Origin of the sequence: Coleofasciculus sp. D1-CHI-01, from assembly GCF_040218875.1 — a bacterium.
Lineage (GTDB): Bacteria > Cyanobacteriota > Cyanobacteriia > Cyanobacteriales > Coleofasciculaceae > Coleofasciculus.
In genome coordinates this window covers 15,860-39,595 of record NZ_JAVJQP010000008.1, presented here as the reverse complement: position 1 = coordinate 39,595, position 23,736 = coordinate 15,860, and the positions used below count along the sequence as shown (strand labels likewise).

General features: G+C 46.2%; 32 protein-coding genes. 10 read left to right on the top strand and 22 right to left on the bottom strand.

Annotated features, from left to right (window positions below; translation table 11 throughout):
- Positions 1-219 precede the first annotated feature (219 nt).
- Positions 220-990, bottom strand: a complete 771-nt coding sequence (locus RIB93_RS01320; RefSeq protein WP_446369545.1) for a DUF4058 family protein — start codon at positions 988-990, stop codon at positions 220-222.
- Between the two features lie 968 nt (positions 991-1,958).
- On the opposite strand from RIB93_RS01320, the gene RIB93_RS01315 reads away from it, so the two are divergent.
- Positions 1,959-2,762: a hypothetical protein gene (locus tag RIB93_RS01315; protein WP_446369543.1), complete on the top strand. Its 804-nt coding sequence runs from the start codon at positions 1,959-1,961 to the stop codon at positions 2,760-2,762.
- Positions 2,763-3,966: 1,204 nt separating this feature from the next.
- Here the strand turns inward: RIB93_RS01315 and asnS are convergent.
- Both asnS and RIB93_RS01305 read right to left on the bottom strand, forming a co-directional pair.
- Entirely contained in the window at positions 3,967-5,358 is a 1,392-nt protein-coding gene (gene asnS / locus RIB93_RS01310; RefSeq protein ID WP_446369541.1) for an asparagine--tRNA ligase, read from the bottom strand.
- Between the two features lie 576 nt (positions 5,359-5,934).
- Positions 5,935-6,303, bottom strand: coding sequence for a DUF2203 domain-containing protein (locus tag RIB93_RS01305; protein WP_446369539.1), 369 nt, complete (start codon positions 6,301-6,303; stop codon positions 5,935-5,937).
- Between the two features lie 109 nt (positions 6,304-6,412).
- Here RIB93_RS01305 and RIB93_RS01300 point away from each other — a divergent pair, with 109 nt between their 5' ends.
- Positions 6,413-6,685, top strand: a complete 273-nt coding sequence (locus RIB93_RS01300) for a DUF6439 family protein (RefSeq protein WP_446369537.1) — start codon at positions 6,413-6,415, stop codon at positions 6,683-6,685.
- Here the strand turns inward: RIB93_RS01300 and RIB93_RS01295 are convergent.
- From RIB93_RS01295 to rlmD, 3 genes are all read right to left on the bottom strand, one after another.
- Positions 6,682-7,128, bottom strand: coding sequence for an ATP-binding protein (locus RIB93_RS01295; protein WP_446369620.1), 447 nt, complete (start codon positions 7,126-7,128; stop codon positions 6,682-6,684). The two genes, RIB93_RS01300 and RIB93_RS01295, sit on opposite strands and share 4 nt — an antisense overlap.
- Before the next feature lie 417 nt (positions 7,129-7,545).
- A complete protein-coding gene (locus RIB93_RS01290) occupies positions 7,546-7,677 on the bottom strand; it encodes a hypothetical protein (protein ID WP_446369535.1) in 132 nt (43 codons plus the stop codon).
- A gap of 18 nt (positions 7,678-7,695) precedes the next feature.
- Complete coding sequence (gene rlmD, locus RIB93_RS01285; RefSeq protein WP_446369533.1) at positions 7,696-9,102, bottom strand: 23S rRNA (uracil(1939)-C(5))-methyltransferase RlmD; 1,407 nt, start codon at positions 9,100-9,102, stop codon at positions 7,696-7,698.
- 318 nt (positions 9,103-9,420) lie between these two features.
- On the opposite strand from rlmD, the gene RIB93_RS01280 reads away from it, so the two are divergent.
- The gene (locus RIB93_RS01280; protein ID WP_044207711.1) at positions 9,421-9,906 is read left to right on the top strand and encodes an allophycocyanin subunit alpha-B; all 486 of its coding nucleotides are present in this window, start codon (positions 9,421-9,423) and stop codon (positions 9,904-9,906) included.
- Between the two features lie 384 nt (positions 9,907-10,290).
- Positions 10,291-10,746 carry a hypothetical protein gene (locus tag RIB93_RS01275; protein ID WP_446369531.1) on the top strand — a complete coding sequence of 152 codons (456 nt, stop codon included), beginning with the start codon at positions 10,291-10,293 and terminating at the stop codon, positions 10,744-10,746.
- Positions 10,747-10,890: 144 nt separating this feature from the next.
- On the opposite strand, the gene RIB93_RS01270 is transcribed toward RIB93_RS01275, so the two are convergent.
- Entirely contained in the window at positions 10,891-11,691 is an 801-nt protein-coding gene (locus RIB93_RS01270) for a hypothetical protein (RefSeq protein WP_446369529.1), read from the bottom strand.
- 223 nt (positions 11,692-11,914) lie between these two features.
- On the opposite strand from RIB93_RS01270, the gene RIB93_RS01265 reads away from it, so the two are divergent.
- A complete protein-coding gene (locus tag RIB93_RS01265; protein ID WP_446369527.1) occupies positions 11,915-13,465 on the top strand; it encodes an ATP-binding protein in 1,551 nt (516 codons plus the stop codon).
- Positions 13,466-13,789: 324 nt separating this feature from the next.
- On the opposite strand, the gene RIB93_RS01260 is transcribed toward RIB93_RS01265, so the two are convergent.
- Positions 13,790-14,107: a hypothetical protein gene (locus RIB93_RS01260; protein ID WP_446369525.1), complete on the bottom strand. Its 318-nt coding sequence runs from the start codon at positions 14,105-14,107 to the stop codon at positions 13,790-13,792.
- A gap of 132 nt (positions 14,108-14,239) precedes the next feature.
- Entirely contained in the window at positions 14,240-14,407 is a 168-nt protein-coding gene (locus RIB93_RS01255; protein ID WP_446369523.1) for a hypothetical protein, read from the bottom strand.
- 72 nt (positions 14,408-14,479) lie between these two features.
- On the opposite strand from RIB93_RS01255, the gene RIB93_RS01250 reads away from it, so the two are divergent.
- Positions 14,480-14,620 (top strand): antitoxin, encoded by a 141-nt coding sequence (locus tag RIB93_RS01250; RefSeq protein WP_446369521.1) that lies wholly within the window; start codon positions 14,480-14,482, stop codon positions 14,618-14,620.
- Between the two features lie 39 nt (positions 14,621-14,659).
- Positions 14,660-14,806 (top strand): hypothetical protein, encoded by a 147-nt coding sequence (locus tag RIB93_RS01245; protein WP_446369519.1) that lies wholly within the window; start codon positions 14,660-14,662, stop codon positions 14,804-14,806.
- Between the two features lie 48 nt (positions 14,807-14,854).
- Here RIB93_RS01245 and RIB93_RS01240 read toward each other — a convergent pair whose 3' ends face one another.
- The 6 genes from RIB93_RS01240 to RIB93_RS01215 form a co-directional block, all read right to left on the bottom strand.
- The gene (locus RIB93_RS01240; protein ID WP_446369517.1) at positions 14,855-15,118 is read right to left on the bottom strand and encodes a hypothetical protein; all 264 of its coding nucleotides are present in this window, start codon (positions 15,116-15,118) and stop codon (positions 14,855-14,857) included.
- 5 nt (positions 15,119-15,123) lie between these two features.
- A complete protein-coding gene (locus tag RIB93_RS01235) occupies positions 15,124-15,522 on the bottom strand; it encodes a hypothetical protein (RefSeq protein ID WP_446369515.1) in 399 nt (132 codons plus the stop codon).
- A gap of 226 nt (positions 15,523-15,748) precedes the next feature.
- Positions 15,749-15,970, bottom strand: a complete 222-nt coding sequence (locus RIB93_RS01230; protein WP_446369513.1) for a hypothetical protein — start codon at positions 15,968-15,970, stop codon at positions 15,749-15,751.
- A 290-nt stretch (positions 15,971-16,260) separates the two neighbouring features.
- Positions 16,261-16,758: a hypothetical protein gene (locus RIB93_RS01225; protein ID WP_446369511.1), complete on the bottom strand. Its 498-nt coding sequence runs from the start codon at positions 16,756-16,758 to the stop codon at positions 16,261-16,263.
- Position 16,759: 1 nt separating this feature from the next.
- Entirely contained in the window at positions 16,760-17,044 is a 285-nt protein-coding gene (locus tag RIB93_RS01220; protein ID WP_446369509.1) for a hypothetical protein, read from the bottom strand.
- A complete protein-coding gene (locus RIB93_RS01215; protein WP_446369507.1) occupies positions 16,986-17,363 on the bottom strand; it encodes a hypothetical protein in 378 nt (125 codons plus the stop codon). Before RIB93_RS01215 ends, RIB93_RS01220 begins: the two co-directional genes overlap by 59 nt.
- A gap of 289 nt (positions 17,364-17,652) precedes the next feature.
- Here RIB93_RS01215 and RIB93_RS01210 point away from each other — a divergent pair, with 289 nt between their 5' ends.
- Complete coding sequence (locus RIB93_RS01210; RefSeq protein ID WP_446369505.1) at positions 17,653-17,883, top strand: antitoxin; 231 nt, start codon at positions 17,653-17,655, stop codon at positions 17,881-17,883.
- 194 nt (positions 17,884-18,077) lie between these two features.
- Here the strand turns inward: RIB93_RS01210 and RIB93_RS01205 are convergent, their stop codons facing one another.
- The 3 genes from RIB93_RS01205 to RIB93_RS01195 form a co-directional block, all read right to left on the bottom strand.
- The gene (locus RIB93_RS01205) at positions 18,078-18,242 is read right to left on the bottom strand and encodes a hypothetical protein (protein ID WP_446369503.1); all 165 of its coding nucleotides are present in this window, start codon (positions 18,240-18,242) and stop codon (positions 18,078-18,080) included.
- 280 nt (positions 18,243-18,522) lie between these two features.
- On the bottom strand, positions 18,523-18,663 hold the full coding sequence (locus RIB93_RS01200; RefSeq protein ID WP_446369501.1) for a hypothetical protein: 141 nt from the start codon (positions 18,661-18,663) through the stop codon (positions 18,523-18,525).
- A 10-nt stretch (positions 18,664-18,673) separates the two neighbouring features.
- Positions 18,674-19,717 (bottom strand): flagellar assembly protein H, encoded by a 1,044-nt coding sequence (locus tag RIB93_RS01195; RefSeq protein WP_446369499.1) that lies wholly within the window; start codon positions 19,715-19,717, stop codon positions 18,674-18,676.
- 164 nt (positions 19,718-19,881) lie between these two features.
- Between RIB93_RS01195 and RIB93_RS01190 the strand changes: the two genes are divergently transcribed.
- Positions 19,882-20,124, top strand: a complete 243-nt coding sequence (locus RIB93_RS01190; RefSeq protein WP_446369497.1) for a hypothetical protein — start codon at positions 19,882-19,884, stop codon at positions 20,122-20,124.
- A 117-nt stretch (positions 20,125-20,241) separates the two neighbouring features.
- Here the strand turns inward: RIB93_RS01190 and RIB93_RS01185 are convergent, their stop codons facing one another.
- The 4 genes from RIB93_RS01185 to RIB93_RS01170 all read right to left on the bottom strand — a co-directional run bounded on the left by RIB93_RS01185 (position 20,242) and on the right by RIB93_RS01170 (position 23,277).
- Complete coding sequence (locus RIB93_RS01185) at positions 20,242-20,790, bottom strand: hypothetical protein (protein WP_446369495.1); 549 nt, start codon at positions 20,788-20,790, stop codon at positions 20,242-20,244.
- Positions 20,787-21,290, bottom strand: a complete 504-nt coding sequence (locus RIB93_RS01180) for a DUF4365 domain-containing protein (RefSeq protein WP_446369493.1) — start codon at positions 21,288-21,290, stop codon at positions 20,787-20,789. The genes RIB93_RS01185 and RIB93_RS01180 overlap by 4 nt, the downstream gene beginning before the upstream one ends.
- A gap of 492 nt (positions 21,291-21,782) precedes the next feature.
- Positions 21,783-21,905, bottom strand: coding sequence for a hypothetical protein (locus tag RIB93_RS01175; RefSeq protein ID WP_446369491.1), 123 nt, complete (start codon positions 21,903-21,905; stop codon positions 21,783-21,785).
- Positions 21,906-22,140: 235 nt separating this feature from the next.
- Positions 22,141-23,277, bottom strand: a complete 1,137-nt coding sequence (locus RIB93_RS01170) for a flagellar assembly protein H (protein ID WP_446369489.1) — start codon at positions 23,275-23,277, stop codon at positions 22,141-22,143.
- Positions 23,278-23,416: 139 nt separating this feature from the next.
- Between RIB93_RS01170 and RIB93_RS01165 the strand changes: the two genes are divergently transcribed.
- Positions 23,417-23,611 carry a hypothetical protein gene (locus tag RIB93_RS01165; RefSeq protein ID WP_446369487.1) on the top strand — a complete coding sequence of 65 codons (195 nt, stop codon included), beginning with the start codon at positions 23,417-23,419 and terminating at the stop codon, positions 23,609-23,611.
- Positions 23,612-23,736: the final 125 nt, after the last annotated feature.

The window sequence follows — 23,736 nt, the reverse complement described above, 5'->3', positions numbered from 1 at the left end:
AAGGATTACATGTAGGGGCAATTCATGAATTGCCCTCATTAGTTCAGCCACCACAGTTAGTCATAAAAATAAGTCAGAATTGCGACAGCTTTCCCTGCTAGTGCGATCGCAGTTGTTGCTCGGTTAACAATGTATTAAGCTGTCATGCATTTAAATTGGGTATTAGTAGCGAGCAAGATGCTCGCACTACAAGGCTTTCGCCGTTATTGATATTAAGGTTTAAATGCCGAACAGCTTAACCCAAACCCGATCATCTGCCAACAATGGCGGTACGGGTTCTTGAGTATAATCGATTGCCAAATCATAACTTGCCTGGTCGTACACATTACTCAACAATACCTGTAAATCGACTAAAGGTTCCTGATCTCCAGACTTCAATGGTAAGGGAAATGAGGGAATCGTATCTGGTAGATTAAAGGCATACAAATCAGCTTGAGGACGGCGATCTCCTCGACTGACTAAAATTCGATAATGAGTTTGACCATTGCTATGATAAACTGGCATAGGTTGACCCTTCCGCAGTAAATCAATTTCCACTAAATGAGTTGAACTGCCGAAGATTTTATTTCGTTTAGTTTCATATTGATCGCGACCTTCTCCCGAACGTTTATTAATCGGAGAGAGTATCTCAATGACGGTGACAACTTCACCCGTGGCGACTTCTCGGACTTCTAAATACCCTTGTTTAATTGTTTCCGGTAAAGGAACTTGTACCGTCTGAGGTTGAGTTGGAGATGGGGCGACAGCAACATTACTCATTGGCTGTTTCGTTGTCGCCTGTGAACGTTTGACCGTTAAATCAGGAATACCAATCAGTAGGGATTGTTCGCCAGCGGTTTCATACAGACGCACCTCAACCGCTGCTCTGTATTTTGGGCGCAGTTGAGGAGAAAGTGACCTAGCTAATTCAACAATTAGCCAGTGATGGACTCCGGGCCAGATTTCAGGATGTTCTAGGTAAGGGTTCATCCCCGGAAAAGGGTTTGGCATAAAAGTCCCTCCTCAGCATTCGATTCTCATTCCTTAAATTTTATCGTCGTTTTACGGTGGCGATGGGAAATCCCGGAATCAGACAGATTAATTAAATCCGTCTTCGCTTAATACGGATGAGTTTGCAACCAAGTGGTAATATGAACAGGTAGAGATATCTGAGTCATTAGGTATCCCTCCCCAGAAAAAGGATAGTGTGTATCAGGCATTAGGACGATTGTTCAAACGGGGACTGATTACCAAGCGTCCATCAGGCACAGGAAAACGAAATAAGGTCTATGGCATATCTAATCCTTATGATTATGAACCAAAAGAATCCTGTGACAACAAGCCAGAAATTGAGTCTATCAAGATAGAGGGAAGTCCCCCCCTATACCTGATAAAGTGTCAGTTAGAAAGTCTGAAACCATTGAAATAACTGAATCACAAGAAACTGACACTTTAGCTGAGAGCAAAATTAATATTTCACTGACAACCTCAAACGAACAAGAAAAGGTAAATCCTTCAATTCCTTGTATAGAGGAGATTTCGGTAAAACGCATAAGTTGTCCGTTTTCTTTGGCTGTAACCCTCATTCCCTCGTAGGAGGGAGAGCGACAATCGGACTTGGGTAGAACCATAAGGTGTCCCGAAGTTGAAAATGGAACCATAAAGTGTCCCGCCAGTTGTAAAAACCGGATGTAGCCATAAGTCTATTGACTACAAGCTTTTTGGAGTTCAACCCTTTTAATCGGAGTGCGATCGCGAAAAATAATCACAGTTATAGGAGCAGCTTATGCTTCCACTCTGGACAAGATATGATTAAAGTGACAGTTAAAATTGAGGAGTCACATTTTTTGTGTTGGTAGATTAGCTAGACTAAAATAACGTACATTTCAACCATATATTTGCTTAAAAAAATTATGTTCGCAAACTCTTTGTAGATAATCTGGTTCCCACTCATGAAATTAAATCTTAACTACAAGAAGATGGCAATTCTATCCTATAGTTCACGTAGGGAACTGCCGCCTAAACCCGGCATTTACTATATAGGTAATTCTGTCTGTCCAGTAATGTATATCGGTTTTTCATGTAACTTAAAGAATCGACATATAAATCATCATCGTCAAGCACAGTTCGAGAATATTGAGAACGCTGTCATTCAATATCGGCTGTTAACCGATGATTTATTGGCAAAAATTACAGACCTTAGAAAAGTTTTAATTAGATTGGAAAGACAGGCTATAAATCACTATAAACCGCCTTTAAATAACACCCAAATACCAGAACAGCCAGTATTTACAACATCACAAGGCTCGATTTACATTCAAACTCATAATGTTAGTAAAGCAGGTTATTGCGGACATTTTGATGGTCAGGATGGAGATGAGCTAGGAATAGACACAGGTAAATTATCTATGCTCATGAGAGCTATTAAAGAAAAGCGACCAGTTTTTTTAATAACATCTGGTTACTATGAAGACTATGACCTAGAAGGGTATTCTCACCTCTCTGAATTAGTCTATTATAGGAACGATAGAATTTTTCTTCTTGCGAGTCGCTTTATCCCCTATGGCTACGAACAATCCAACTACTTTTGCAACAAATATCTTCTGTACGGAGCAACTTCTAAAGTCTTTATCAACCCCTATGCCATTCTAAATAATAGACCTGGATTTGAAGAATTTAAAAGAAGCTACTTAAGATTGGGATTTACAAACTGTGAACGTTCTCCCTTTGCCAAGCAACTGTTATATCTAGAGCAGCTTGGTAGAAATAACTCATCAACTTAGCTCTCATCTGGGAAGACCTACAATCATAAATTGCAGAATCCGCAGTCAAAGCAAAAATCGCACCAATTGTTTGTAACTGGCGAGAATGTCAGATTCACACTGGATGCCAACGAAACCAGATTATCTGAAACTTATTATCAGCAGTTACTCAGCTAATACCTCACAAAATTATCTTTTGTTCTGAAGGTCAGTAGAATTTTTAAGAAGTTTCTATTGTAAAAATATGCGTCTTAATTTATCTTTTCTAGCTTGTTAAGGAGGACTCGGATTTAGAGTATTGAAGGAACAACACACTGTTATGTGCGACTGGAGGAGCTAACTGAGGTCAAATCGCTGTCTGCCAAGGCTTTTATAGTTTGCGATCGCTCTTTGTGTGAGAAATGCGGGTCAAAGAGCGAACCCCCCAGAGAAGAAGAAAAAGAAGAGAAGCCAAAAGCGGAAAAACTACTGATGTAAACTCCTGATCCGCCTGTACTCCAGCAAAAATCTCAAAAATTGTAGGAGTAAAGAGAAATTAGCGATCGCGCCCTGACATGATATAAAGGATTAACGGCAATGCGGTAAGTTATCCAGGTTCTACCTGATAATCATACATTCCATCTGAACCACTGTGCCATCAGGGTAAGCTGTCATGCATTTAAATTGGGTATTAGTAGCGAGCAAGATGCTCGCACTACAAAGATTTCGCTATTATTGACATTAAGGTTTAAACGCCGAACAGCTTAACTCTCCACAGATGACCTGATGGTAGAAATTCCCAGGCGATCGCGGGAATTCCACCCAAGCAAAACTTATAAATCTCAATAATCCCAAAGCGATAAACCAAGCTACGCGGCTCCTTGGTGTGAAGCTGGACTAAAAAGGCTGAAAGTGTTTTTATTTCGTTGTTTTATCGACTAGAGACTGCTGTCACCGGGGAATATTACTGCAAAGCGATAATCGGTGAAGATTCCGAGCGCGATCGCGAATTAATCACTGAATTGTTTTTCAGTAAAACACCAAACTGGCAAGGATTACAATAACGCCAGAGCTTAAACTATCGCTTGTAAGTTATCAGCTATCAGGATAACGCTTTCCCTGGAAGACAAAGCTGTCCCTGAAATTAAAATTGTGGCGATAAAGCTCCTAAAAAGTTGCACGTTCGTTGACATGAATGCCCTCACTGTGGGTGCAGTCTAGGTTGGTGTAGGAGATGTCACTCAACTTAAAATTCGGCACTCAAGGGTGTGCGGGGGAAGGGAATCACATCTCGTATATTTCCCATCCCCGTCATAAACTGCACCAATCGCTCAAATCCTAAACCAAACCCGGCATGGGCAACAGTACCATAGCGCCGTAAGTCTAGATACCACCAAAACTCCTCTGGATTCATTCCCTGATTCTGGATGCGCTGCTGGAGAACATCGAGGCGTTCCTCCCGTTGGGAACCGCCGATAATTTCCCCAATCTTCGGTGCTAGCACATCCATGGCGGCGACGGTTTTGCCGTCATCGTTCAAACGCATATAGAATGCCTTGATCCCTATGGGGTAATCGCTAACTATAACGGGTTTCTGAAATAATTCCTCTGCCAAATAGCGCTCGTGTTCCGACTGTAAATCTGTCCCCCACTCAACGGGGTACTCGAACTTGCGGTCAGCTTTTTCTAATTGCGCGATCGCATCGGTATAAGTAATTCGCTCAAACTGATTGTTGATAATATTTTCCGCCGTTGCCAGAACGCTATTATCTATCCGCTTATTGAAAAATTCCATGTCTTCGGGACAGTTCTCTAGTACCGAGGAGAATACGTATTTGAGAAACTCCTCCGCCAGATCCATATCGCCCTGTAAATCGCAGAATGCCATTTCCGGTTCCACCATCCAAAACTCGGCTAAATGGCGGGATGTATTGGAATTTTCCGCCCGGAATGTCGGACCAAAGGTATACACATTGCCAAATGTCATCGCCATCACCTCGGCTTGCAGTTGACCACTAACCGTCAGGTAAGCTTGGCGTCCAAAGAAGTCCTGGCTAAAATCGACCAATTGATCTTCGGTTTTGGGAATCTCGTTGAGGTTGAGATTGGTTACAGTAAACAGTTCTCCCGCCCCTTCACAATCGCTCGCGGTGATAATCGGGCTGTGAATCCACAAAAACCCCCGTTCCTGAAAGAATTGGTGGATAGCACTAGCACAGGCGTTACGCACCCGTAACACAGCACCGATGGTATTGGTACGCGATCGCAAATGTCCAATGGTTCGCAAAAACTCAAAGGAATGGCGTTTTTTCTGTAGTGGATAGGTGGCGGGATCAGCTTCCCCATAAACCTGGACAGAATTCGCTCTCAACTCAATCCGTTGACCTTTTCCCGGAGATGGCACCAATACGCCAGTAACTTCCACGGACGCCCCAGTGTTGACCCGTTGGAGAGTCGTTTGATAATCGGGTATATCAGGATTCAGGATAACTTGCAAATTTGCCAAACAGGAGCCATCATTCACCTCCATAAAGGCAAACTCTTTCAGTTCTCGTTTGGTGCGTACCCAGCCCTGGATGGTTACAGTTTCATCCGGCTGACCCGCGCGTAAAAGTTGTGCGATCGGTTTCTTTTGCATAATTTTGACAGTTTACCCAAATCAGTCCTACCTAATCTGCCCATTTCTGGACAATTGATTCAGCTTTTTTTATTGTCAGTTGAATAGGAAATCAAGTTAGGGATCAATTTAAAACACTATAGGATCAATTATTTTCGCGAATAAGCGGGGAATTTGTCATGAGCTGGAGATAGATCGTTTCACCGCCTTGGCGTGGATCAATCTTTCAGGCTCGGCGACTAGAAATCCGGGTAGAAACGGGATGGACAGATTCGGCGGTTCATTAACTATTGTGAAGGGTTGGGTCATCACTTGGCAAGGAGCTTACTTTTGGTCGGGATCTGGAAAACCTCTCTCCAAACCTCTCTCCTACAAGGAGAGAGGCTTTGAATTCTCCCCCTTCCGTGCAACAAAAGCTCTCGCATCCTCTGGCTTCCCCCATAGAACAAAATGTTTGATATCGATTTTTCTAGATGGCGTGAAAAGTCAGTGCAAGGAGAAGGGAGTGAGAGTTGGAGTGTAGGAGATTATGTAGGGGCGGGTTTGACTACTATCTCTTTGATTGTACCCAGATGAGACTAAATCCGCCCCGACTCCTCACCCAGCACAAGATTTGAGCAACCAGCCGATCGCAATCCCCAGTCCGCCAAAGCGAACGGCTTGCCAAAAGGGTTCTTTCAAAGCACTCCAGGAAAAAAGGCGACTCTCTAGATTGAGTTCAATAGTGTCAAGCTGCTGCTTAATTTGCCCGAGTTCAGCTTTCAAAGCGGGTTGGTTACGGATTTGACGGGGGGATTGTCTAATTTGCTCGCGACGGTGCTGAAGCTGGGCTTGTCGCTGCTGATCCCGTTGAACTTGTGCATAGCGCTCTTTGAGAGCTTCCAGCGATCGCTCGACCTCAGATAAGGCTTGCTCAAATTCGTCAGCATCTGGATTTTGCTGATTGGGATCAGAATCAGCGCTCATAAGGGAACAGGTAACAGATCAATACAATCGTGAAAAAAGATACAATCGAAAACGAAAGCCCCAAGAGCATGAGCTAGGGGATTCACTTAATAAACTTATACCTAGACCGATGGAATTGACAAAAACCGATAGCCTCAAGGATGCCAGTACCCTGGAACTTGCCCAAGCCTTGGCAGAACGCTTAGGAATTACGCCCCAAGATTGGCATCGATTAAAGTCAAATCGCCCAGCTAGAGCCAAGGAGCAAACAGCAGCGGCTTTAGTCTTTCTGCTCAAAGAACAGCCAGAGGAAGCTCTAGAACGGCTGCGTCAGGCGTCAGGATGGCTGGATCACTCGATCTCAGCCCCCCCTTGCCCAACCCATGGAAATCGCGATCGCTAGGGAATCAAAGGTAACCTTGATCGACTCTTCATGTGCTTACACACTCGCAGTTCAGTCCCTTGCGGATTCCAGTGAACTTGATCGAAAATTTGGTAGAGGAGGCATAACCCTCTACCATTTTCGGATTCATCATGGGGCAAACCGTCGTCCGAAATCTCTTGACGACAAGGCGGAGAAAAGCCGGGACCTTGATCTGAGATTATCCACCAATATTCGTCATTGATGACACAAAAGTGAACCATTACGGTCTTACTTGGGTCTAAATTATTGCCGTGCTTTGCCGCATTGACCAATGCCTCTTGGAGTCCAAGTCGGATCTCCGGTCGCCATTTGCGCGGAATTTGTTCGACAAGTAGGTCGAGAATTGGGCATAGGTAAAGGGTAGAAGCAAAGCTAATTGTTCCCCAGTTGCGTTCAACTGGGCGCAAAGATGATACAGCAATCACTTAAAAAACCCCTAACTTTTTGTTGGTGGACTGGATGCATGACACGGGCTATTGCCGTGTTTTTTGATCTCATTTTTCTCAAACCAGACTCTCCACACTCAGGTATGAGTTATAATAAAGGTTTGTCCAGATTTTGTATACTAGCACCCTAATCTTTGAATGCGCTGATCAAATTTTGTAGAATCCTCATGCTCAATCTTGAGTTTCTCTGAACGTCAGCAGCTTGGTGAGCTTCTTATGGTTGTGGTGAATACTTTCAACTACTGCCCATTTATTGGTAGATTGTGGTATGATAAGTCAAATTTTTTTCTAAGGGGTAGTTTTTCTCTGAATTAGTTAGAGAATGGACTTTATCTACTATTGTATCGAAACTCTCCTTTAAACACCAGAGCTTTGTTTTAAATTGGGGATTCGTCATTCATTAGGGAACAGGGAACAGGGAACAGGGAACAGGGAGCAGGTAAGGTAGAATTTTGAGTTAACTTCCCCATCTCCCCCTGCTTCCCCTGCTCCCCCTGCTTCCCCTGCTCCTGATAACTGGCTCACTGATAACTGATAACTCCCTCATCCCTCCTGTTTCTCCAGGAACGCCGCGCACTCAACATGGGGTGTTTGGCTAAAGAAGTCTGCTGGTTGAACGTGGGTTAATTGATAGCCACCCAGATGACAGAGGCGTTTAATATCCCGTGCTAGGGTGGCTGGCTTGCAGCTAATGTAGACAAGGCGTTGAGGTAGAACTGACAGCAGGGTATCAATCACTTGGAGGTTGCAGCCCTGGCGTGGCGGGTCGAGTAATACGATATCTGGCGTGATCCCCAGTTGCGGCAGCACAGTTTCCACTGTTCCTGTCTCAAAAGTGACATTGGTAATCCCATTAATCTGGGCATTGATTTGGGCTTGCTCCACGGCTGTCCCTTGCACTTCGATCCCCAATGCCTGATGTACCTGTTTAGCTAAGGGTAGGGTGAATGTACCAATGCCACAATAGGCATCGACGAGATATTCTGTTCCTTGGAGTGCCAGCTTGTGCTGAATCACATTGAATAAAGCTGCTGCGGCTTCGGTGTTGACTTGGAAAAAGGTATCGGGTCTTAATTGAAACTCTAAATCCGCGAATATCTCCCGCAGATACGGTTGACCTCGGACACAATGGGTTTGATCACCGAAAATGACATTGGTACGGTGGGGATTCACATTCACACAAACACCCACCAGGTTAGGATCGCGATCGAGCCAGGTTTGGGCTTGCGTTTCCAGATTGGTTAAATTGGCATCAGTTGTGACTAAGGTTAAAAGCATTTCCCCAGTCCGGCGTCCAATCCGCAGTGACAGGTGACGCAATCGCCCTTGATGACGGCGTTCGTTGTAGATTGACCAACCTTGTTGCTGAATATCCTGCTTGATTTGGGCTAATAGGGGATTTAAGCGATCATCTTGAACGGGGCATTGATTCAGGTTAATTAGCTGATGCGTCCCTTTCTGGTAATACCCAGCTTGAACTTGACCCGTTGGCGATCGCCGCATCGGATAGGTGGCTTTGTTCCGGTAAGCTAGGGGAGAGTCAGCGCTTAAAATCGGGGCGATTTCGATTGAAGTGAAGCCGCCGATACGAGTTAAGGCTTGCTCTATCAGATTTTCTTTGACTGATCGCTGATACTGGGGATCAACATGCTGCCACTGACAACCGCCACATTTATCTGCCACGATGCAGTGGGGGCGAATGCGATGGGGAGAGGGTTCGAGAAGTTGATCCAGTTTCGCGATCGCGTAATTGGGTTTGACCCGCACCAGTCTGACGCGGACGTGATCCCCGGTTACCGTGTTGGGGACAAAAACGACGCGATTCCCCAACCGTCCCACACCATCGCCCCGATCATTTAGGTCTGCGATCGTCAGTTCCACCAGTTGACCTTGTTGCCACTGATCAGGGGAAACGGGGGGACGAGGGGGCGAGGAGACAGAGTGATCCATAAAAATAAAATGTAGATGTGTGAATAGTGACCAAAGGGATTGCCAGATTGTTACAAAAGAGGCGTATAAGGGATGGCTAAGAAGGGCGGGTTTTGTTGTTCAGTTATTGGTCTTAATTAGCATTAGTCCCTAAACCCGCCCCTACACTTGACTTTTTGCTTCTTGCGACCGCTAACTTTGGTTACTGCACCTGGAACACCTGGAGCCCCCCTACACCTGGAGCGCCGCGTCTCAACCGAAAACTTTTCGCTCGACTGACTTTATTTGTTGTAGCTTGAGTCGCTAAACTACAAATGTTATCTAAGTTAACCCAATAAGATGAGCGTAGTTAGCCAAGTTATCCTCCAAGCCGACGACGAGCTGCGGTATCCCAGCTCCGGTGAACTGATGGGTATTAAAGCCTTTTTGCAGACGGGTGAGCAACGGATGCGTATCGCTTCCACCCTAGCAGAAAATGAAAAGAAGATTGTCCAGGAAGCCAGTAAGCAGCTCTGGCAAAAGCGTCCTGACTTTATCTCACCAGGAGGCAATGCTTATGGGGAGCGCCAGCGATCGCTATGCCTACGGGACTATGGCTGGTATTTGCGATTGATTACCTATGGTGTTCTAGCTGGAGGAAAGGAACCGATTGAAAAAATTGGTTTGATTGGGGTCAAGGAGATGTATAACTCTCTTGGCGTCCCCGTCGCCGGAATGGTCGAATCGATTCGTTGCCTCAAAAATGCCTCCTTGGAGTTGCTAAGTCAGGAAGATGCCATGGAAGCGGCTCCTTATTTTGATTACATCATTCAATCGATGTCCTGACTCGAGACAACATTACTTGGTCATCAGGTCACCTTTGGATTGGTGATTCGGGATTCGGGATTCGGGATGGGGAAGCATTTTGCTCATAAGTATAGATTCCCAATTTTCCCAATCACCGCCTCATCTCACCAATCCTCAATGATTTATTGACAAATCCTTGATGATCAAGTATAAAAAACCGACAGTCTCTATGGGGAGAACCTGTCGGCTATTTGTGTGTTCCCTATTGATGACTCGGCTAGAGTTCAGTCATTAGCTAGTATGCAAAATTAATCCGCCTGAGGATTGCGATCTCGATCAGTGATTGGTTGTGAACTTGATCGTAGCCAATTGTAATGTTTGCTGGTGAGGCGAGATGTATTACACCAACCGAGGCTCTAGGCTATGTTGTTTGTCAAAAAACTGCCTTGGACTTCCTTATCGATCTTGTTCGCCACCCATTGCGTCTTTGGCTGGTTGATCGCGGCTTCTGAGTTAATCGCAGATGCGGATAGACCTTGGGTATTGTGGCTGATGGGGGCAATATATATCGTATTTATTGATTTAGCCCTAACTGCCCCACTAACGCTGATTCAGAGCGTTTATAGCAGTTGGCTGAAGTCAGATACTCGCGCTTTTATTTCCGTGATTGTGGGCGCTTTTTTGGCAGTGTTGATTCTCTGCTGGATACATGTTTTTGTCCGAATTCTGGTGCTGCTATCAGCCGGGGCGTTAGTGCGGTTAGATTTGCAAGTTGCCAACTTTGGTGAATGGAAAGCTTTCAGTGTTTTGGTCATCTTTTCCCTGGTTGGCTATGGGTTAGGCATAATTGCACAACAGATCATGAGCAGTATTTTATGAAGGTCATTTGTCAGGGAATAGTTAATAGTTAACAGTTAAGGTAGAGTTTTGAGTTAACTTACTCATCTGCCCCATCTCCCTCATCTCCCTCATCTGCCCCCTGCTGCCCCTGCTGCCCCTGCTACCCCTGCTTCCCTCCAAACTTTAATCCCTTTGTGGGAGTTGAATTTTCACAGCACCTTCTGGGGTGATGACTACTTTGCCGCCGAGTGCTTCAATCTGATTAATGGCACGTTGACGAGTGCGATCGTCCATAGCGTTTTGTAGCACCATTGACCAAGCACTGACTTGGGCTGATTTGCTTGAGGGATTGCGGGCAAGAAACTGGGCGGTTTGGCGGGAAATTGAGGCAATATACTGACTTTCTTCATCTTCATAAGTGCTTGCCCATTCTGCGGCTTTCTCAAAGGATTGGCGGGCGGCTTGGGCGTCACCGAGGAATAACAGTTCATCAATTGCCTTATAGCGCCAGATGTAATAGGATTTGCGAGGGACTTTGGGGGAAAGCTGCTGGAGTCCTTTTTCCATTAGTTCTACTGACCGATCTGGCATACCAGCATAGAGGGATGTGCTACCTGAAAGGAAAAAGTAGGCGTCTAAGAAGCGGGGGTCACGGGTTAGAATCACTTCAAAGTAGTCTGGGCTAAGTTGATAGCCGGTGACATCACGAGCTTTATCATCACCAAAATATTGCAGGAAATTGAGAAAAACCCAATCGGCTACTAGGTTATCAAATCCGAATGTTGGTACTTTCTGGAGGAGATTTAGGCGTACCTTTTCGGCTTCGATTTGGCGTTGTAGTTCTAGGGAAGAAGGAGTTTCGCCTTTGCCTTGGAGTTGATTAAGTTGGGGAATTTGCAACACCCCCACAGCAATGATACAGAGGAGGGCAATTAGGGAAGGAATGAGAGATTGGCGTAGGGGTTGAGGAGATTGGGTCAGCATTTTTTGTCAATGTATTGATTATGGGTTAGGGCAGTTGAAACACAGCCACACCAATAAAACCAGCCTAATACATCGGTTAAGAAACCGGGTTTCTTGGGGTGATCTTACCCCTCCTTGACCCTTCCCTTGCCAAGGGGAGGGTCAAGGAGGGGGCGATCGCACAATTGAAGATTCAACCCAACTTGATAGTAAGATTGAAAAATGGCTTACCTGCTCTCTGCCCATGCCCAAATGGTTTAACACGGCAGGACCGTGCAAAGCGGACATTCACTACATGCTCCCTCCCTTAACTCGGCTACCCCAGCTAGAGCGACTGATTGAACAGCAGGGCTATTTTGTCATCCATGCGCCTCGGCAAACAGGCAAAACCACCGCCATGCTTGCCCTAGCCCAGCACCTTACTGCCATTGGGCAATACACCGCCGTGATGGTATCCGCAGAAGTGGGCGCCGCCTTTCCCCATGACCCCGGGGCGGCGGAAAAGGCGATGCTCGACGCTTGGAACGATGACGCCACCTTTTGGCTTCCCCCCGAACTCTATCCTCCAGAGTTTCCCGTCTCTGAGCCAGGGCGACAGATTGGGGCGGCGCTGAGTGCTTGGGCGCAACAGTCCTCGCGTCCATTGGTTGTGTTCATTGATGAAATTGATTCTCTGCAAGATGAAACCTTAATTTCTGTGTTACGCCAGCTCAGAAATGGTTATCCGAAGCGACCAAACGGATTTCCCCAGGCGCTGGCGCTGATTGGGGTGCGGGATGTACGAGATTATAAGCTGGCATCTGGAGGGAGTCGCCGTCTGAATACCTCGAGTCCGTTCAATATCAAGATTAAATCCCTAACTTTGAGAAACTTCACCTGTACCGAAGTCGCCCAATTGTACGAGCAGCATACTACTGAAACCGGGCAGGTGTTTGAGAGGGAGGCAGTAGAGCGAGCGTTTGGATTAACTCAGGGTCAACCCTGGTTGGTGAATGCCTTAGCCAAAGAAATTGTGGAAGAGTTGGTTACTGAACCGACTCAACTGATTACTGTAGATCATATTGAGACAGCCAAAGAAATTCTGATTCAACGCCAAGATACTCACCTGGATAGTTTAGCTAGTATTCTGCGAGAAGACCGAGTGCGGGCGGTGATTGAACCGATGTTGATTGGGCAAGAGTTAGCGGATATTCCTCAAGATGATTTGCAATTCCTGATTGATTTAGGCTTGTGTCGCATGAGTTCACAGGGCGGTTTAGCGATCGCGAATCCAATTTACCAAGAAGTGTTACCTCTGGTATTAAGCCAAACCCCGCAAGCCTCCTTACCCCAAATTTCCCCCAGTTGGTTAACGCCTGAGGGGAAACTTGATCAAGAGCAACTGCTGCAAGCCTTTCTCAGCTTTTGGCGACAGCATGGGGAACCCTTACTCAAAAGCGCCCCCTACCATGAGATTGCGCCTCATTTGGTCTTAATGGCATTTTTGCATCGGGTGGTGAATGGAGGCGGTACTCTAGAGCGAGAATATGCTATTGGCTCGGATCGGATGGACTTATGTCTGCGCTATGGGGATGTCACACTGGCGATGGAGTTGAAAGTATGGCGCCAGGGACGCCCTGACCCGATACAAGCTGGACTCGATCAGTTGGATCGGTATCTGGCGGGGTTAGGGCTGGAGACAGGTTGGCTGGTGATTTTTGACCAGCGCCAGGGACTTCCACCGATTGCTGAACGCACCACCACAGAGTCGGCAAAGACACCCTGCGATCGCCCAGTTGTTGTGATTCGAGGTTGAGGATTATGCGGTTTCCAACTTAAAGATTTAGGATACGATAATTCCACCACGCCCAATACAATTAACAGGAATAGGAATAAGAGATCGCGCCAAGGGAGCGATCGCATGATTGAATTGACCAGAAGGGAACAGGCGATCCTGGTAGGGGCGAGATGTACCTCATCAATGAATAATTACAATCCATTCAAATTGTAAGCTTTTGGATTCTTTCTGTTCACTGATTCGGTGGATGCAGTCCGGCTAAGATAAGTAGGCGTCGAAGATTTACGACTCCCGGACGGTTGAGCGATTTCCTGGCTCAGTGCTGTGGGGATTCGTTCATAGTCAGACGGCATGGGAAGGTTGGGATGTCAACTGAATTTGTTGGTTTAAGCGGATTAGGTCAATATTCCTAATCTGCGCGAGTTGGATCAGGGCTTCTAATCGTTTTACTCGCTTCTCCTCTAACAAATCTTCGTAACAAATTAGTTCCTGATATTCCGCTTCGCTCAGTTCACCCCATTCACAGCGATCGCGTAATGTGTTTAGATGGACTTGTTCCTCTTCACAGATATGGCTCTCTATCACCTCAAGCAATTGGGCTTCTTGGGGACTCACTGTTGTCGGCTGAGGCGGCTGCGCTAAAAATTCCAATAGCTGCACAACTGCTATCAATTTGTCCTGAGGTAGCTGTCCAATCAGCGCGTTCGCGAAGCGTCTCGAAGAGAATCGCTTTTTGGTGAATATCAGTAGCCGGAGCCATTGTCCATCCCTAAGTTATGGTTAATTCATAGTTTAGCAAATCTTAGAAAGACAACTGCGGATTTGACTGGGGGTGACGGCATTGCGAAAGGGTTCAAATACGGATCTTACCGGAGTTGGAGAAAAGAAAGCGATCGCACAATTCAATTGACCGGAAGGGAATCGGCGAGATTGGTTCAATGCTTGTGTTATTGTTGTCATTATATTATTAGGAGGCGCGGCTTTTCTCCCCGCATAAGCAATATAGAGGAGGTATCCAGCCGCGAAAAATAGATGAAGACAGCAAAATTATTAATTAATGATGATGATCAGGCGATTATATTACCCCAAGAGTTCCATTTTCAGGACAACGAAGTTTATATTAAAAAAATTGGCAATGTTTTAATTTTGATTCCTAAAGCTAATCCTTGGTAAAATTTAAGAGAAAGCTTAAACCTTTTTTCGGATGACTTTATGGAGAATCGGGAACAGCCTAACCTGGAAATTTATGACTGGCGGATCAGCTTGGCGCGATCGCATGATGGAATTGACCCTAACCGAACAGGCGATCGCACAATTGAATTGACCAGAAGGGAACAGGCGATCGCACCATGGAATTGACCCGACGAGAACAGGCGATCGCACCATCTTTTAAGTTATTCCTGTTGTTTAGCCAGAACTATCGGTAAGTACCTGCTTTTCGGAAGGGTGCTTGTTGTGATGTTGCTCGATAGGTGGACATAAGTAGTCAAAGGAATTATCAGTGTGTTCTAAATAGCTGCGTTTCATCTCCATTTGTATATAGTTGGAGATGTAGAGGGGACGTTCGGCAAGGTTGGAGTTAAAATACTGCCGATAAGCTTGAGTCCCCAATAGCATGGAACGGACAACGGAGGTATCAAGAAAATGTTGAGGACTATCTTTAGCTTGCATAGTGTTTAGTCCTCATCGCTACCTAGCTCAATACTAGAGTTAAATTTTACGCAAAAGGGCAGGGTGTCGAAGCCCAAATCTTCCAGTTTTAAAATGGCTTGTTCGACATCTTCATTACTCAATGGGGAATCAACTAAAGTGGTGAGCAGATCGCGAACCCCTTGATACTGATTAGCCTGATAGTCAATCCAGCGATTCTCAAAGGCGATCGCGTCGTAAAAAGCCATCAGGATTTCGGTTAATGGTTCAAAGGGAAACTGATCACGAATAGTCCTCAAGGTTCGCAACAGACTATCTGCGTAGACAGCCGCTATAGGTGTACCACAGTAAGGTTGGATTTTTTGCAAGTCGAGTTGGATAGAGAAAGCATGTTGTTTGGGAGAAAGAAGCTGTACGTCTGGCATGGTTATTTGTGTAAATGATTATTAAGTTATACCGTTTCTCAAGAATCAGACCGATCACCGCCAGTATAACGAAGTTTATATTAAACAAATTAGCAATGTACTGGGAGGGAACAAGATTGGCGCTTGCTGGAAATAAGGGAGCGATCGCACGATTCAATTGACTGGAACCGAACAGGCGATCCTGGTAGGGGCGACCCGCCTGTATTAATTAACAACTCCAATCCATTTAATTTAATTGGGTCGCCCAAAACTTAATCAACAATACCAATACCTTGACGCGACCTCTCCCTAGCCTTCCCCTCGAAGGGGAGGGAACAAGAAAGATTGGCGCAGGCTTGGAATCAGGCTGCGATCGCACCATTGAATTGACCCGAAGGGAACAGGCGATCGCACGATTCAATTGACCGGAAGAGAACAGGCGATCTTGGTAGGGACGACCCTCCTGCATCAATGAATAACTCTAATCCATCCAATTTGATCGGGTCGCCCAATACTAAATCAACAATACCAATACCTTGACGCGACCCCTCCCTAGCCTTCCCCTCGAAGGGGAGGGAACAAGAAAGATTGGCGCAGGCTTGGAATCAGGCTGCGATCGCTCCTATTCAATTGACCCGAATAGAACAGGCGATCGCACTGTTTGTCGTCCGGGGGTAGGGGCGCACGGATGGTGCGCCCGATAAAATTGGCGGGAATAGGTACAAGGGAGCGATCGCACGGTTCGTCGTTGGCGACAATTTAAGGACTGGCTATAGGGAATCGAGCGAGGAGTTGCTCACGGGATACCTGAGATAATTGCAAGAGGTATTGGCTTAACTGTTGGGGGGATAATGCTAATAAAGAAGTGATCCGTGCGGTGAGTTGCTCATCCAATTCTCCAAATCGAATTTTCAGCAAATTTTCGACAATGAAATGCTGTGCTTGTTGAATGGCTGATTCACTGTTTTCCAGTTGAGATAGTTGCAAGAGAAATGGGGTTAATTGCTGAGGGGGTAATGCCGATAAGGGAGTGATTAAAGCCGTCACGGTGGGGGTCAATTGTCCCAGACGAGTCTGGAGGAGGTTTTCGATAATCAGTCGTTGTCCTTGTTGTATGCCTTGTTGCAATCCTTGTTCCATGCCTCGTTGCAGCGCGGCATCCAGTTGTTGCCGATATAGGGGTGCTAACGCCATAATTAACTCCCTCTCCTCTGTGTCTAATTTTTGGTCTTGGTTAGCTTGTAAGTTGGCTTGCAAGTTATACAATAACTCGCTTCGTAGACTGCCGCCGTTGGCTGTCTTCAGGTAATGCGGTGATCTCCTCGATGGCTTGTTGTTGGACTGTGCCTTTTCCGAGAAGTCTCAACCAGAGGGTTTCTGGGGTACGAGGGAGTTGGTGGATGACGACGATGGCTGTTCGGAACGCCTCGTGGAGAAAATAGAGTCCATTGAACCAGTTTTGTTCGTCACCAAAGGCGCCAAAGCTACCCTTGTAAGGGGGTTGAGGCGGTGGGGGTAAGTATCCATAGTTGGGGGAGTTCACTGTCGTTGATGGAGGTGTTTTCCCGTCTGGCGCGTCGCTCTAATTCTGAATGTAGGTCAAATAGTTTAGACAGACAACTGCGGATTTGACTGGGGGTAACGGCGTTGCGAAAGGGTTCAAATACGGCGGAGGTTGTGGCGAAGCGTCCTAAAAGTCCCAGAGAGAGGAGGTAGTCATTGGGGGTAGAAGTGGGGGTGAAGTAAATGTCAACCTGTCGTACTTCCCCAGCAATGTCGCGACTTGTTTCAACGGTTCCTATGGGAGATAAGAGTTGGTCGAGGTATTCCTTAGCAAACTGGTCGTGAGGGAATCGAGTCATTGGGGAATGGGGATAGTCTACGAATGTAGCTGTCTATCTTACCGGAGTTGGAGAAATTTCGCGATCGCACTAAGAGAGTGTGATTAAACCCATCGCATTGTAGGGGCTATTGACCTGCGCCCTGTAAAGTTGACGGAAATGGTAAACAGGAGCGATCGCACAATTGAATTGACCGCAAGGAAATCGGCGAGATCGGTTCAATGCTTGTGTTATTGTTGTAATTATTAGGAGGCGCGGCTTTCTTCTCCCCATAAGAAACATAGAGGAGGTATCCAGCCGCGAAACATAGATGAAGACAGCCAAATTATTAATTAATGATGATAATCAGACGGTTATCTTACCCAAAGAGTTTCAATTCCAGGATGACGAAGTTTATATTAAAAAAATTGGTAATGTACTGATTTTGATTCCTAAAGCTAATCCTTGGCAAACGTTAAGAGAAAGCTTGAACCTATTTTCGGATGACTTTATGAAGAACCGGGAACAGCCTAGCCTGGAAATGAGAGAAACATGGCAATAAGATTTTTGTTGGATACTAATATTTGCATCTACATTATCAGAGAAAAACCCGCCAAGGTACTCGAAAAGTTTCAAAGCCTCAGTCCATCTGATGCAAGCACTTGATCGTGGCATCAATTTAGTTACCAATAACGTGAGATAATTTTCCCGCATTCCCGGCTTGACTTGGGAAAACTGGGTAGTATGACTGGCTGATCAGCTTGGCGCGATCGCACGATGGAATTGACCTAACCGAACAGGCGATCGCATGATGGAATTGACCGGAACCGAACAGGCGATCGCACAATTCAATTGACTAGAACCGAACAGGCGATCTTGGTAGGGGCGACCCGCCTGCATCAATGAACAACCCCAATCCATTTAATTGGATCGGGTCGCCCAATACTAAATCAACAATAGCAATACCTTGACGCGACCCCTCCCTAACCGGACCCTCGAAGGGGAGGGAACAAGATTGGCGCTGGCTGATAAGCTTGGCGCGATCGCATGATTCAATTGACCGGAACCGAACAGGCGATCCTTGTCGGGGCGACCCATCTGCATCAATGAATAACTCCAATCCCTTCTATTGGATCGGGTCGCCCAATACTAAATCAACAAAGCAATACCTTGATTTAACCCCTCCCTAACCCTCCCCTTGCTAAGGGGAGGGAACAACAACGGCTAAATTGACCGGAATGGAACCTGCGATCGCACCATGGAATTGACTGGAAGGGAAAAGGCGATCGCATGATGGAATTGACCGGAAGGAAACAGGCGATCGCACGGTTCGGTTCGTCATTGATGCCGATTTAAGGACTGGCTATAGGAAATCGAGCGAGGAGTTGCTCACGGGATACCTGAGATAATTGCAAGAGGTATTGGCTTAACTGTTGGGGGGGTAATGCTAATAAAGAAGGGACCCGTGCGGTGAGTTGCTCATCCAATTCTCCCAATCGAATTTTCAGCAAATTTTCGACAATGAAATGCTGTGCTTGTTGAATGCCTGATTCACTGTTTTCAAGTTGAGATAATTGCAGGAGAAATGGAGTTAATTGCTGAGGGGGTAATGCTGATAAGGGAGTAATTAAAGCCGCGAGGGTGGGAGTTAACTGTCCCAGACGAGTCTGGAGGAGGTTTTCGATAGTCAGCCGTTGTCCTTGCTGTATGCCTTGTTCTATGCCTTGCTGTATGCCTTGTTCTATGCCTCGTTGCATACCTTGCTGTATGCCTTGTTCTATGCCTCGTTGCCGCTCGGCGTCGAGTTGTTGCCGAAATAGGGGTGCTAATGCCATAATTAACTCCCTCTCCTGTTTACCTAAGTTTTGATGGGTTTGTAAGTTCATTTGCAAGTTATACAATAAATCTAGCGCAGATTGACGCAATGGATGGTTTTCTGGTAATGCGCTGATTTCCTCAATCGCTTGCTGTTGGACTCTACCTTTTCCCAGAAGCCTTAACCATAGAGTTTCTGGGGTACGGGGGAGTTGGTGGATGACGACGATGGCTGTTTTGAATGATTCTCCCATGAAGTAGATTCCCTCTAGCCAATTAGGTTCATCGTTTATGGCTCTAAATCCTGCTAATAATCGGCTTGAAGCGGTGGGAGTGAGAATCCACAACTGGGGGAGTTCACTATCGTTAATGGAGGTATTTTCCCGTCGGGCGCGTCGTTCTAATTCTGAATGTAGGTCAAACAGTTTAGACAGACAACTACGGATTTGACTGGGGGTAACGGCGTTACGAAAGGGTTCAAAAACGGCAGGTTTTGTGGCTAGGCGTCCTAACAGTCCCAGGGTGGTTTGGTAGTCACTTGAGACAGAAGTGGGGGTGAAGTAAACGTCAACCTCTCGCACTTCCCCAGCAATGTCTCGACTCGTCTCAACAGTTCCGATGGGGGATAAGAGTTGGTCGAGAAAGTATGCAAGCGAATTGGTCGTGAGGGAATCGAGTCATTGGGGAATGGGGATAGTCTACGAATGTAGCTGTCTATCTTACCGGAGTTGGAGAAATTTCGCGATTGCGCCGAGCGCAGAAGGGAGGCAATCGCACGATTCAATTGACCGGAATAGAACAAGCGATCCCTGTAGGGGCGACCCGCCTGCGTTACTTAACAACTCCAATCCATTTAATTGGATCGGGTCGCCATTGGCTCAAACCCTTGCACCCAATACAATTGACGGAAATGGTCTTAACCTGCGATCGCACGTTTCAATTGACCCAAACACAACAGGTGATCACACTGTTTGTCGCCTGCACGTAGGGGCGCACGGATGGTGCGCCATATAAGGTTGACGGGAATAGGAGAAACCTGTGATCGCACTGTCCGGATTCGGTAGATTATGTTCAATCAACCCTTTGTTCGCAATAATTGTCTCCTTTAATTTTTCCAGGCTTCATCTAGGGTAAAATTCCGAGGATTTTTCAGGATAAAGATGTTATCTTCTTTAATTAAATCCCCGGTGCAGGATATAGGTATGCGCTCTTGATAGGCTTTAATGGCTTGAATATAGTTATGGTCAAATAACTCGGTTTTGATTTTACATAACTGAGTAAAAATCACGCCGATCAGTGTAATTTTGCCGCTGAGTTGGTCGGGATTAGGCGAGTAAATTTCCATGACGACTCCCTGAATCGTCCGGTTGGATAGTTGACTAATTAAATTTTTGAGAATATCAAGTTGAGAACATTCTTCCGCTTGGGAAAGGGTTTCCAGTAGCCGGTTCATGGAAACGGGAAAATCAGGAACGTCGGGATTTAGGGGTAAGACAAGGTTAAATTGTCCATGAGACTGATTATCTTTCATCCAAATTATTGCCTGGTCAGTTATTTGCTGCTTTTGTTGCCAACCCTGTGCCTGTAAGTAAGTCGCTACCTGTTGGGGATGTATGGCTTTGAGTAATTCAATGTCTTTAACTGTTACATTCATAACCGTTCTCCTGCTATAAGCCGCTGCATTATCGTTTTCAGGACATTGGCAGTAAATATATTGTCTCTGGGTATATACACGGTGATTGTTTCTTGATTCTGGGTGGGTGCTTGATCGGCTAAAGATATCCAGTAAGCGCAACGCTTGAGGCAAAGTTCAGCTTCGGATTGATTTAACCAGTCATTCACTTGGTCAGGGACGATAACGATGATCAAGATTAAGGGAGGATAGCGATCGCGTATTCTTAGTTCTTCATACTTTTTGACAGAGAGAGGATACCTGAGAGCATTAGCAGTAAGGACTTGTCTAGATGTACATTTTACCTGAACATAGAGGAGAGGAAAGTCTATTATATCTTGATTATTAACGCCTGTGATCATCAGGTCTACACCCAGTCGATCAAGGGGTGTGGTTGTTCTCTGGACGGCACAACCTGCAGTGGCGGCAATGGCATAAATATAGGCATAGCTAAATTCTTCTTTCTGAATGTTACTATCCACTTCGATATGTACCTGAATGAAGACGATTGTTTGATTAAATCATAAAACTCACCGTTCGCTCATTTGGAAAGGAAACAGGCGATCCTTGTCGGGGTGACCCTCCTGTATTAATTAACAACTCCAATGCATTTAATTTGATCGGATCGCTCTATACTTAATCAACAAAGCAATACCTTGACGCGACCCCTCCCTAACCGGACCCTTGAAGGGGAGGGAACAAAATTGGCGCTTGCTGGGAATCAGGCTGCGATTGCGCGGAGCGCAGAAGGGAGGCGATCGCACAATTCAATTGACCCGAATAGAACAGGCTATCTTGGTAGGGGCGACCCGCCTGCATCAATGAATAACTCTAATCCATCCAATTCGATCGGATCGCTCTATACTTAATCAACAATAGCAATACCTTGACGCGACCCCTCCCTAGCCGGACCCTCGAAGGGGAGGGAACAAGAAAGATTGGCGCAGGCTTGGAATCAGGCTGCGATTGCACAATTAAATTGACCCGAATAGAACAGGCGATCGCATGATGGAATTGACCGGAACCGAACAGGCGATCGCACCATTGAATTGACCCGAATAGAACAAGCGATCCCTGTAGGGGCGACCCGCCTGCATTACTTAACAACTCCAATCCATTTAATTGGATCGGGTCGCCCTTGGCTCAAACCCTTGCACCCAATACAATTGACGGAAATGGGAATAAGGGAGCGATCGCACGATTCAATTGACCGGAATCGAACAGGCGATCACAACATTTGTCGCCGACACGTAGGGGCTATTGACGTGCGCCCGATCAAATTGACGGGAATCGGATAAGAGTGCGATCGCACGGTTCGTCGTTGGCGACAGTTTAAGGACTGGCTTGGGGGAATCTCCCTAGGAGTTGCTCACGGGATAGCTGAGACAGTTGCGAGAGGAGTTGGCTTAACTGTTGGGGGGGTAATGCTAATAAAGAAGTGACCCGTGCAGTAAGTTGAGCGTCCAATTCTCCAAATCGAATTTTCAGCAAATTTTCGACAATGAAATGCTGTGCTTGTTGAATCCCTGATTCACTGTTTTCCAGTTGAGAGAGTTGCAGGAGAAATGGGGTTAATTGTTGAGGAGGTAATGCCGATAAAGGAGTAATTAAAGCCGCGAGGGTGGGAGTCAACTGCCCCAGACGAGTCTGGAGAAGATTTTCAATAATCAGGCGTTGTCCTTGTTGTATGCCTTGTTGTATGCCTTGTTGTATGCCTTGTTGTATGCCTTGTTGCAGCCCTTGTTCCTTGGCTTGTTGTCGAGCTGCATCCAGTTGTTGCCGATATAGGGGTGCTAATGCCATAATTAACGCCCTCTCCTCTGTGTCTAATTTTTGGTTTTGGTTGGCTTGTAAGTTGGCTTGCAAGTCATACAATAACTCTAGCGTAGACTGCCGCATTTGGCTGTTTTCGGGTAATGCGGTGATTTCCTGAATGGCTTGCTGTTGGACTGTGCCTTTTCCTAGAAGTCTCAGCCACAGAGTTTCTGGGGTGCGAGGAAGTTGATGAATCACAACTAGGGCGGTTTTGAGATACTCTGGCAAAAAATAAAGTCCACTTAACCAGTTTTGTTCGTTGCTTACGGCTCCGAATCCTGCTAGTAATCGGGTTGAAGCTGTGGGGGTAAGTATCCATAGTCGGGGGAGTTCACTGGGGTTCAGGGAAGCAGAGTCCCGTCTGGCGCGTCGTTCCAATTCAGCATATAGGTCAAACAGTTTAGAAAGACAGCTGCGAATTTGACTGGGGGTAACGGCGTTGCGAAAGGGTTCAAATACGGCGGAGGTTGTGGCGAAGCGTCCTAAAAGTCCCAGAGAGAGGAGGTAGTCATTTGAGATAGAGGTGGGGGTGAAGTAAACATCAACCTCTCGTACTTCCCCGGCAATATCTCGACTTGTCTCAACGGTTCCGATGGGAGATAAAAGTTGGTCGAGGTAGTCTTTGGCAAATTGGTCGTGGGGGAATCGAGTCATTGAGAAATGGGGATAGTCTACGAGTTTAGCTGTCTATCTTACCGGAGTTGGGGAAAAGAAAGCGATCGCACCATGGAATTGACCCGAACCGAACAGGCGATCGCATGATGGAATTGACCGGAACCGAACAGGCGATCGCATGATTGAATTGACCGGAATAGAACAAGCGATCCCTGTAGGGGCGACCCGCCTGCATTACTTAACAACTCCAATCCATTTAATTGGATCGGGTCGCCCTTGGCTCAAACCCTTGCACCCAATACAATTGACGGAAATGGTCTTAACCTGCGATCGCACGGTTCAATTGACTCAAACACAACAGGCGATCGCATGATTGAATTGACCGGAAGGAAACAGGCGATCCTTGTAGGGGCGACCCGCCTGCATCAATGAACAACCCCAATCCATTCAATTCGATCGGGTCGCCCAATACTAAATCAACAATACCAATACTTTGAC

Excerpts from the sequence above, each read along its gene's own strand:
- RIB93_RS01245 (WP_446369519.1), top strand. The coding sequence starts at position 14,660 with ATGGAGAATCGGGAACAGCCTAACCTGGAAATTTATGACTGGCGGATC.
- RIB93_RS01185 (WP_446369495.1), bottom strand. The coding sequence starts at position 20,790 with ATGAATGTAACAGTTAAAGACATTGAATTACTCAAAGCCATACATCCC.
- RIB93_RS01315 (WP_446369543.1), top strand. The coding sequence starts at position 1,959 with ATGGCAATTCTATCCTATAGTTCACGTAGGGAACTGCCGCCTAAACCC.
- RIB93_RS01300 (WP_446369537.1), top strand. The coding sequence starts at position 6,413 with ATGGAATTGACAAAAACCGATAGCCTCAAGGATGCCAGTACCCTGGAA.
- rlmD (WP_446369533.1), bottom strand. The coding sequence starts at position 9,102 with ATGGATCACTCTGTCTCCTCGCCCCCTCGTCCCCCCGTTTCCCCTGAT.
- RIB93_RS01280 (WP_044207711.1), top strand. The coding sequence starts at position 9,421 with ATGAGCGTAGTTAGCCAAGTTATCCTCCAAGCCGACGACGAGCTGCGG.
- RIB93_RS01230 (WP_446369513.1), bottom strand. The coding sequence starts at position 15,970 with ATGCAGGAGGGTCGTCCCTACCAAGATCGCCTGTTCTCTTCCGGTCAA.
- RIB93_RS01240 (WP_446369517.1), bottom strand. The coding sequence starts at position 15,118 with ATGCAAGCTAAAGATAGTCCTCAACATTTTCTTGATACCTCCGTTGTC.
- asnS (WP_446369541.1), bottom strand. The coding sequence starts at position 5,358 with ATGCAAAAGAAACCGATCGCACAACTTTTACGCGCGGGTCAGCCGGAT.
- RIB93_RS01255 (WP_446369523.1), bottom strand. The coding sequence starts at position 14,407 with ATGACAACAATAACACAAGCATTGAACCAATCTCGCCGATTCCCTTCC.
- RIB93_RS01175 (WP_446369491.1), bottom strand. The coding sequence starts at position 21,905 with ATGCAGGCGGGTCGCCCCTACAGGGATCGCTTGTTCTATTCGGGTCAA.
- RIB93_RS01320 (WP_446369545.1), bottom strand. The coding sequence starts at position 990 with ATGCCAAACCCTTTTCCGGGGATGAACCCTTACCTAGAACATCCTGAA.
- RIB93_RS01170 (WP_446369489.1), bottom strand. The coding sequence starts at position 23,277 with ATGACTCGATTCCCCCACGACCAATTTGCCAAAGACTACCTCGACCAA.
- RIB93_RS01250 (WP_446369521.1), top strand. The coding sequence starts at position 14,480 with ATGAAGACAGCAAAATTATTAATTAATGATGATGATCAGGCGATTATA.
- RIB93_RS01305 (WP_446369539.1), bottom strand. The coding sequence starts at position 6,303 with ATGAGCGCTGATTCTGATCCCAATCAGCAAAATCCAGATGCTGACGAA.
- RIB93_RS01200 (WP_446369501.1), bottom strand. The coding sequence starts at position 18,663 with ATGACGAACCGAACCGTGCGATCGCCTGTTTCCTTCCGGTCAATTCCA.
- RIB93_RS01235 (WP_446369515.1), bottom strand. The coding sequence starts at position 15,522 with ATGCCAGACGTACAGCTTCTTTCTCCCAAACAACATGCTTTCTCTATC.
- RIB93_RS01265 (WP_446369527.1), top strand. The coding sequence starts at position 11,915 with ATGCCCAAATGGTTTAACACGGCAGGACCGTGCAAAGCGGACATTCAC.
- RIB93_RS01165 (WP_446369487.1), top strand. The coding sequence starts at position 23,417 with ATGATTGAATTGACCGGAATAGAACAAGCGATCCCTGTAGGGGCGACC.
- RIB93_RS01215 (WP_446369507.1), bottom strand. The coding sequence starts at position 17,363 with ATGACTCGATTCCCTCACGACCAGTTTGCTAAGGAATACCTCGACCAA.
- RIB93_RS01275 (WP_446369531.1), top strand. The coding sequence starts at position 10,291 with ATGTTGTTTGTCAAAAAACTGCCTTGGACTTCCTTATCGATCTTGTTC.
- RIB93_RS01210 (WP_446369505.1), top strand. The coding sequence starts at position 17,653 with ATGAAGACAGCCAAATTATTAATTAATGATGATAATCAGACGGTTATC.
- RIB93_RS01205 (WP_446369503.1), bottom strand. The coding sequence starts at position 18,242 with ATGGATTGGGGTTGTTCATTGATGCAGGCGGGTCGCCCCTACCAAGAT.
- RIB93_RS01270 (WP_446369529.1), bottom strand. The coding sequence starts at position 11,691 with ATGCTGACCCAATCTCCTCAACCCCTACGCCAATCTCTCATTCCTTCC.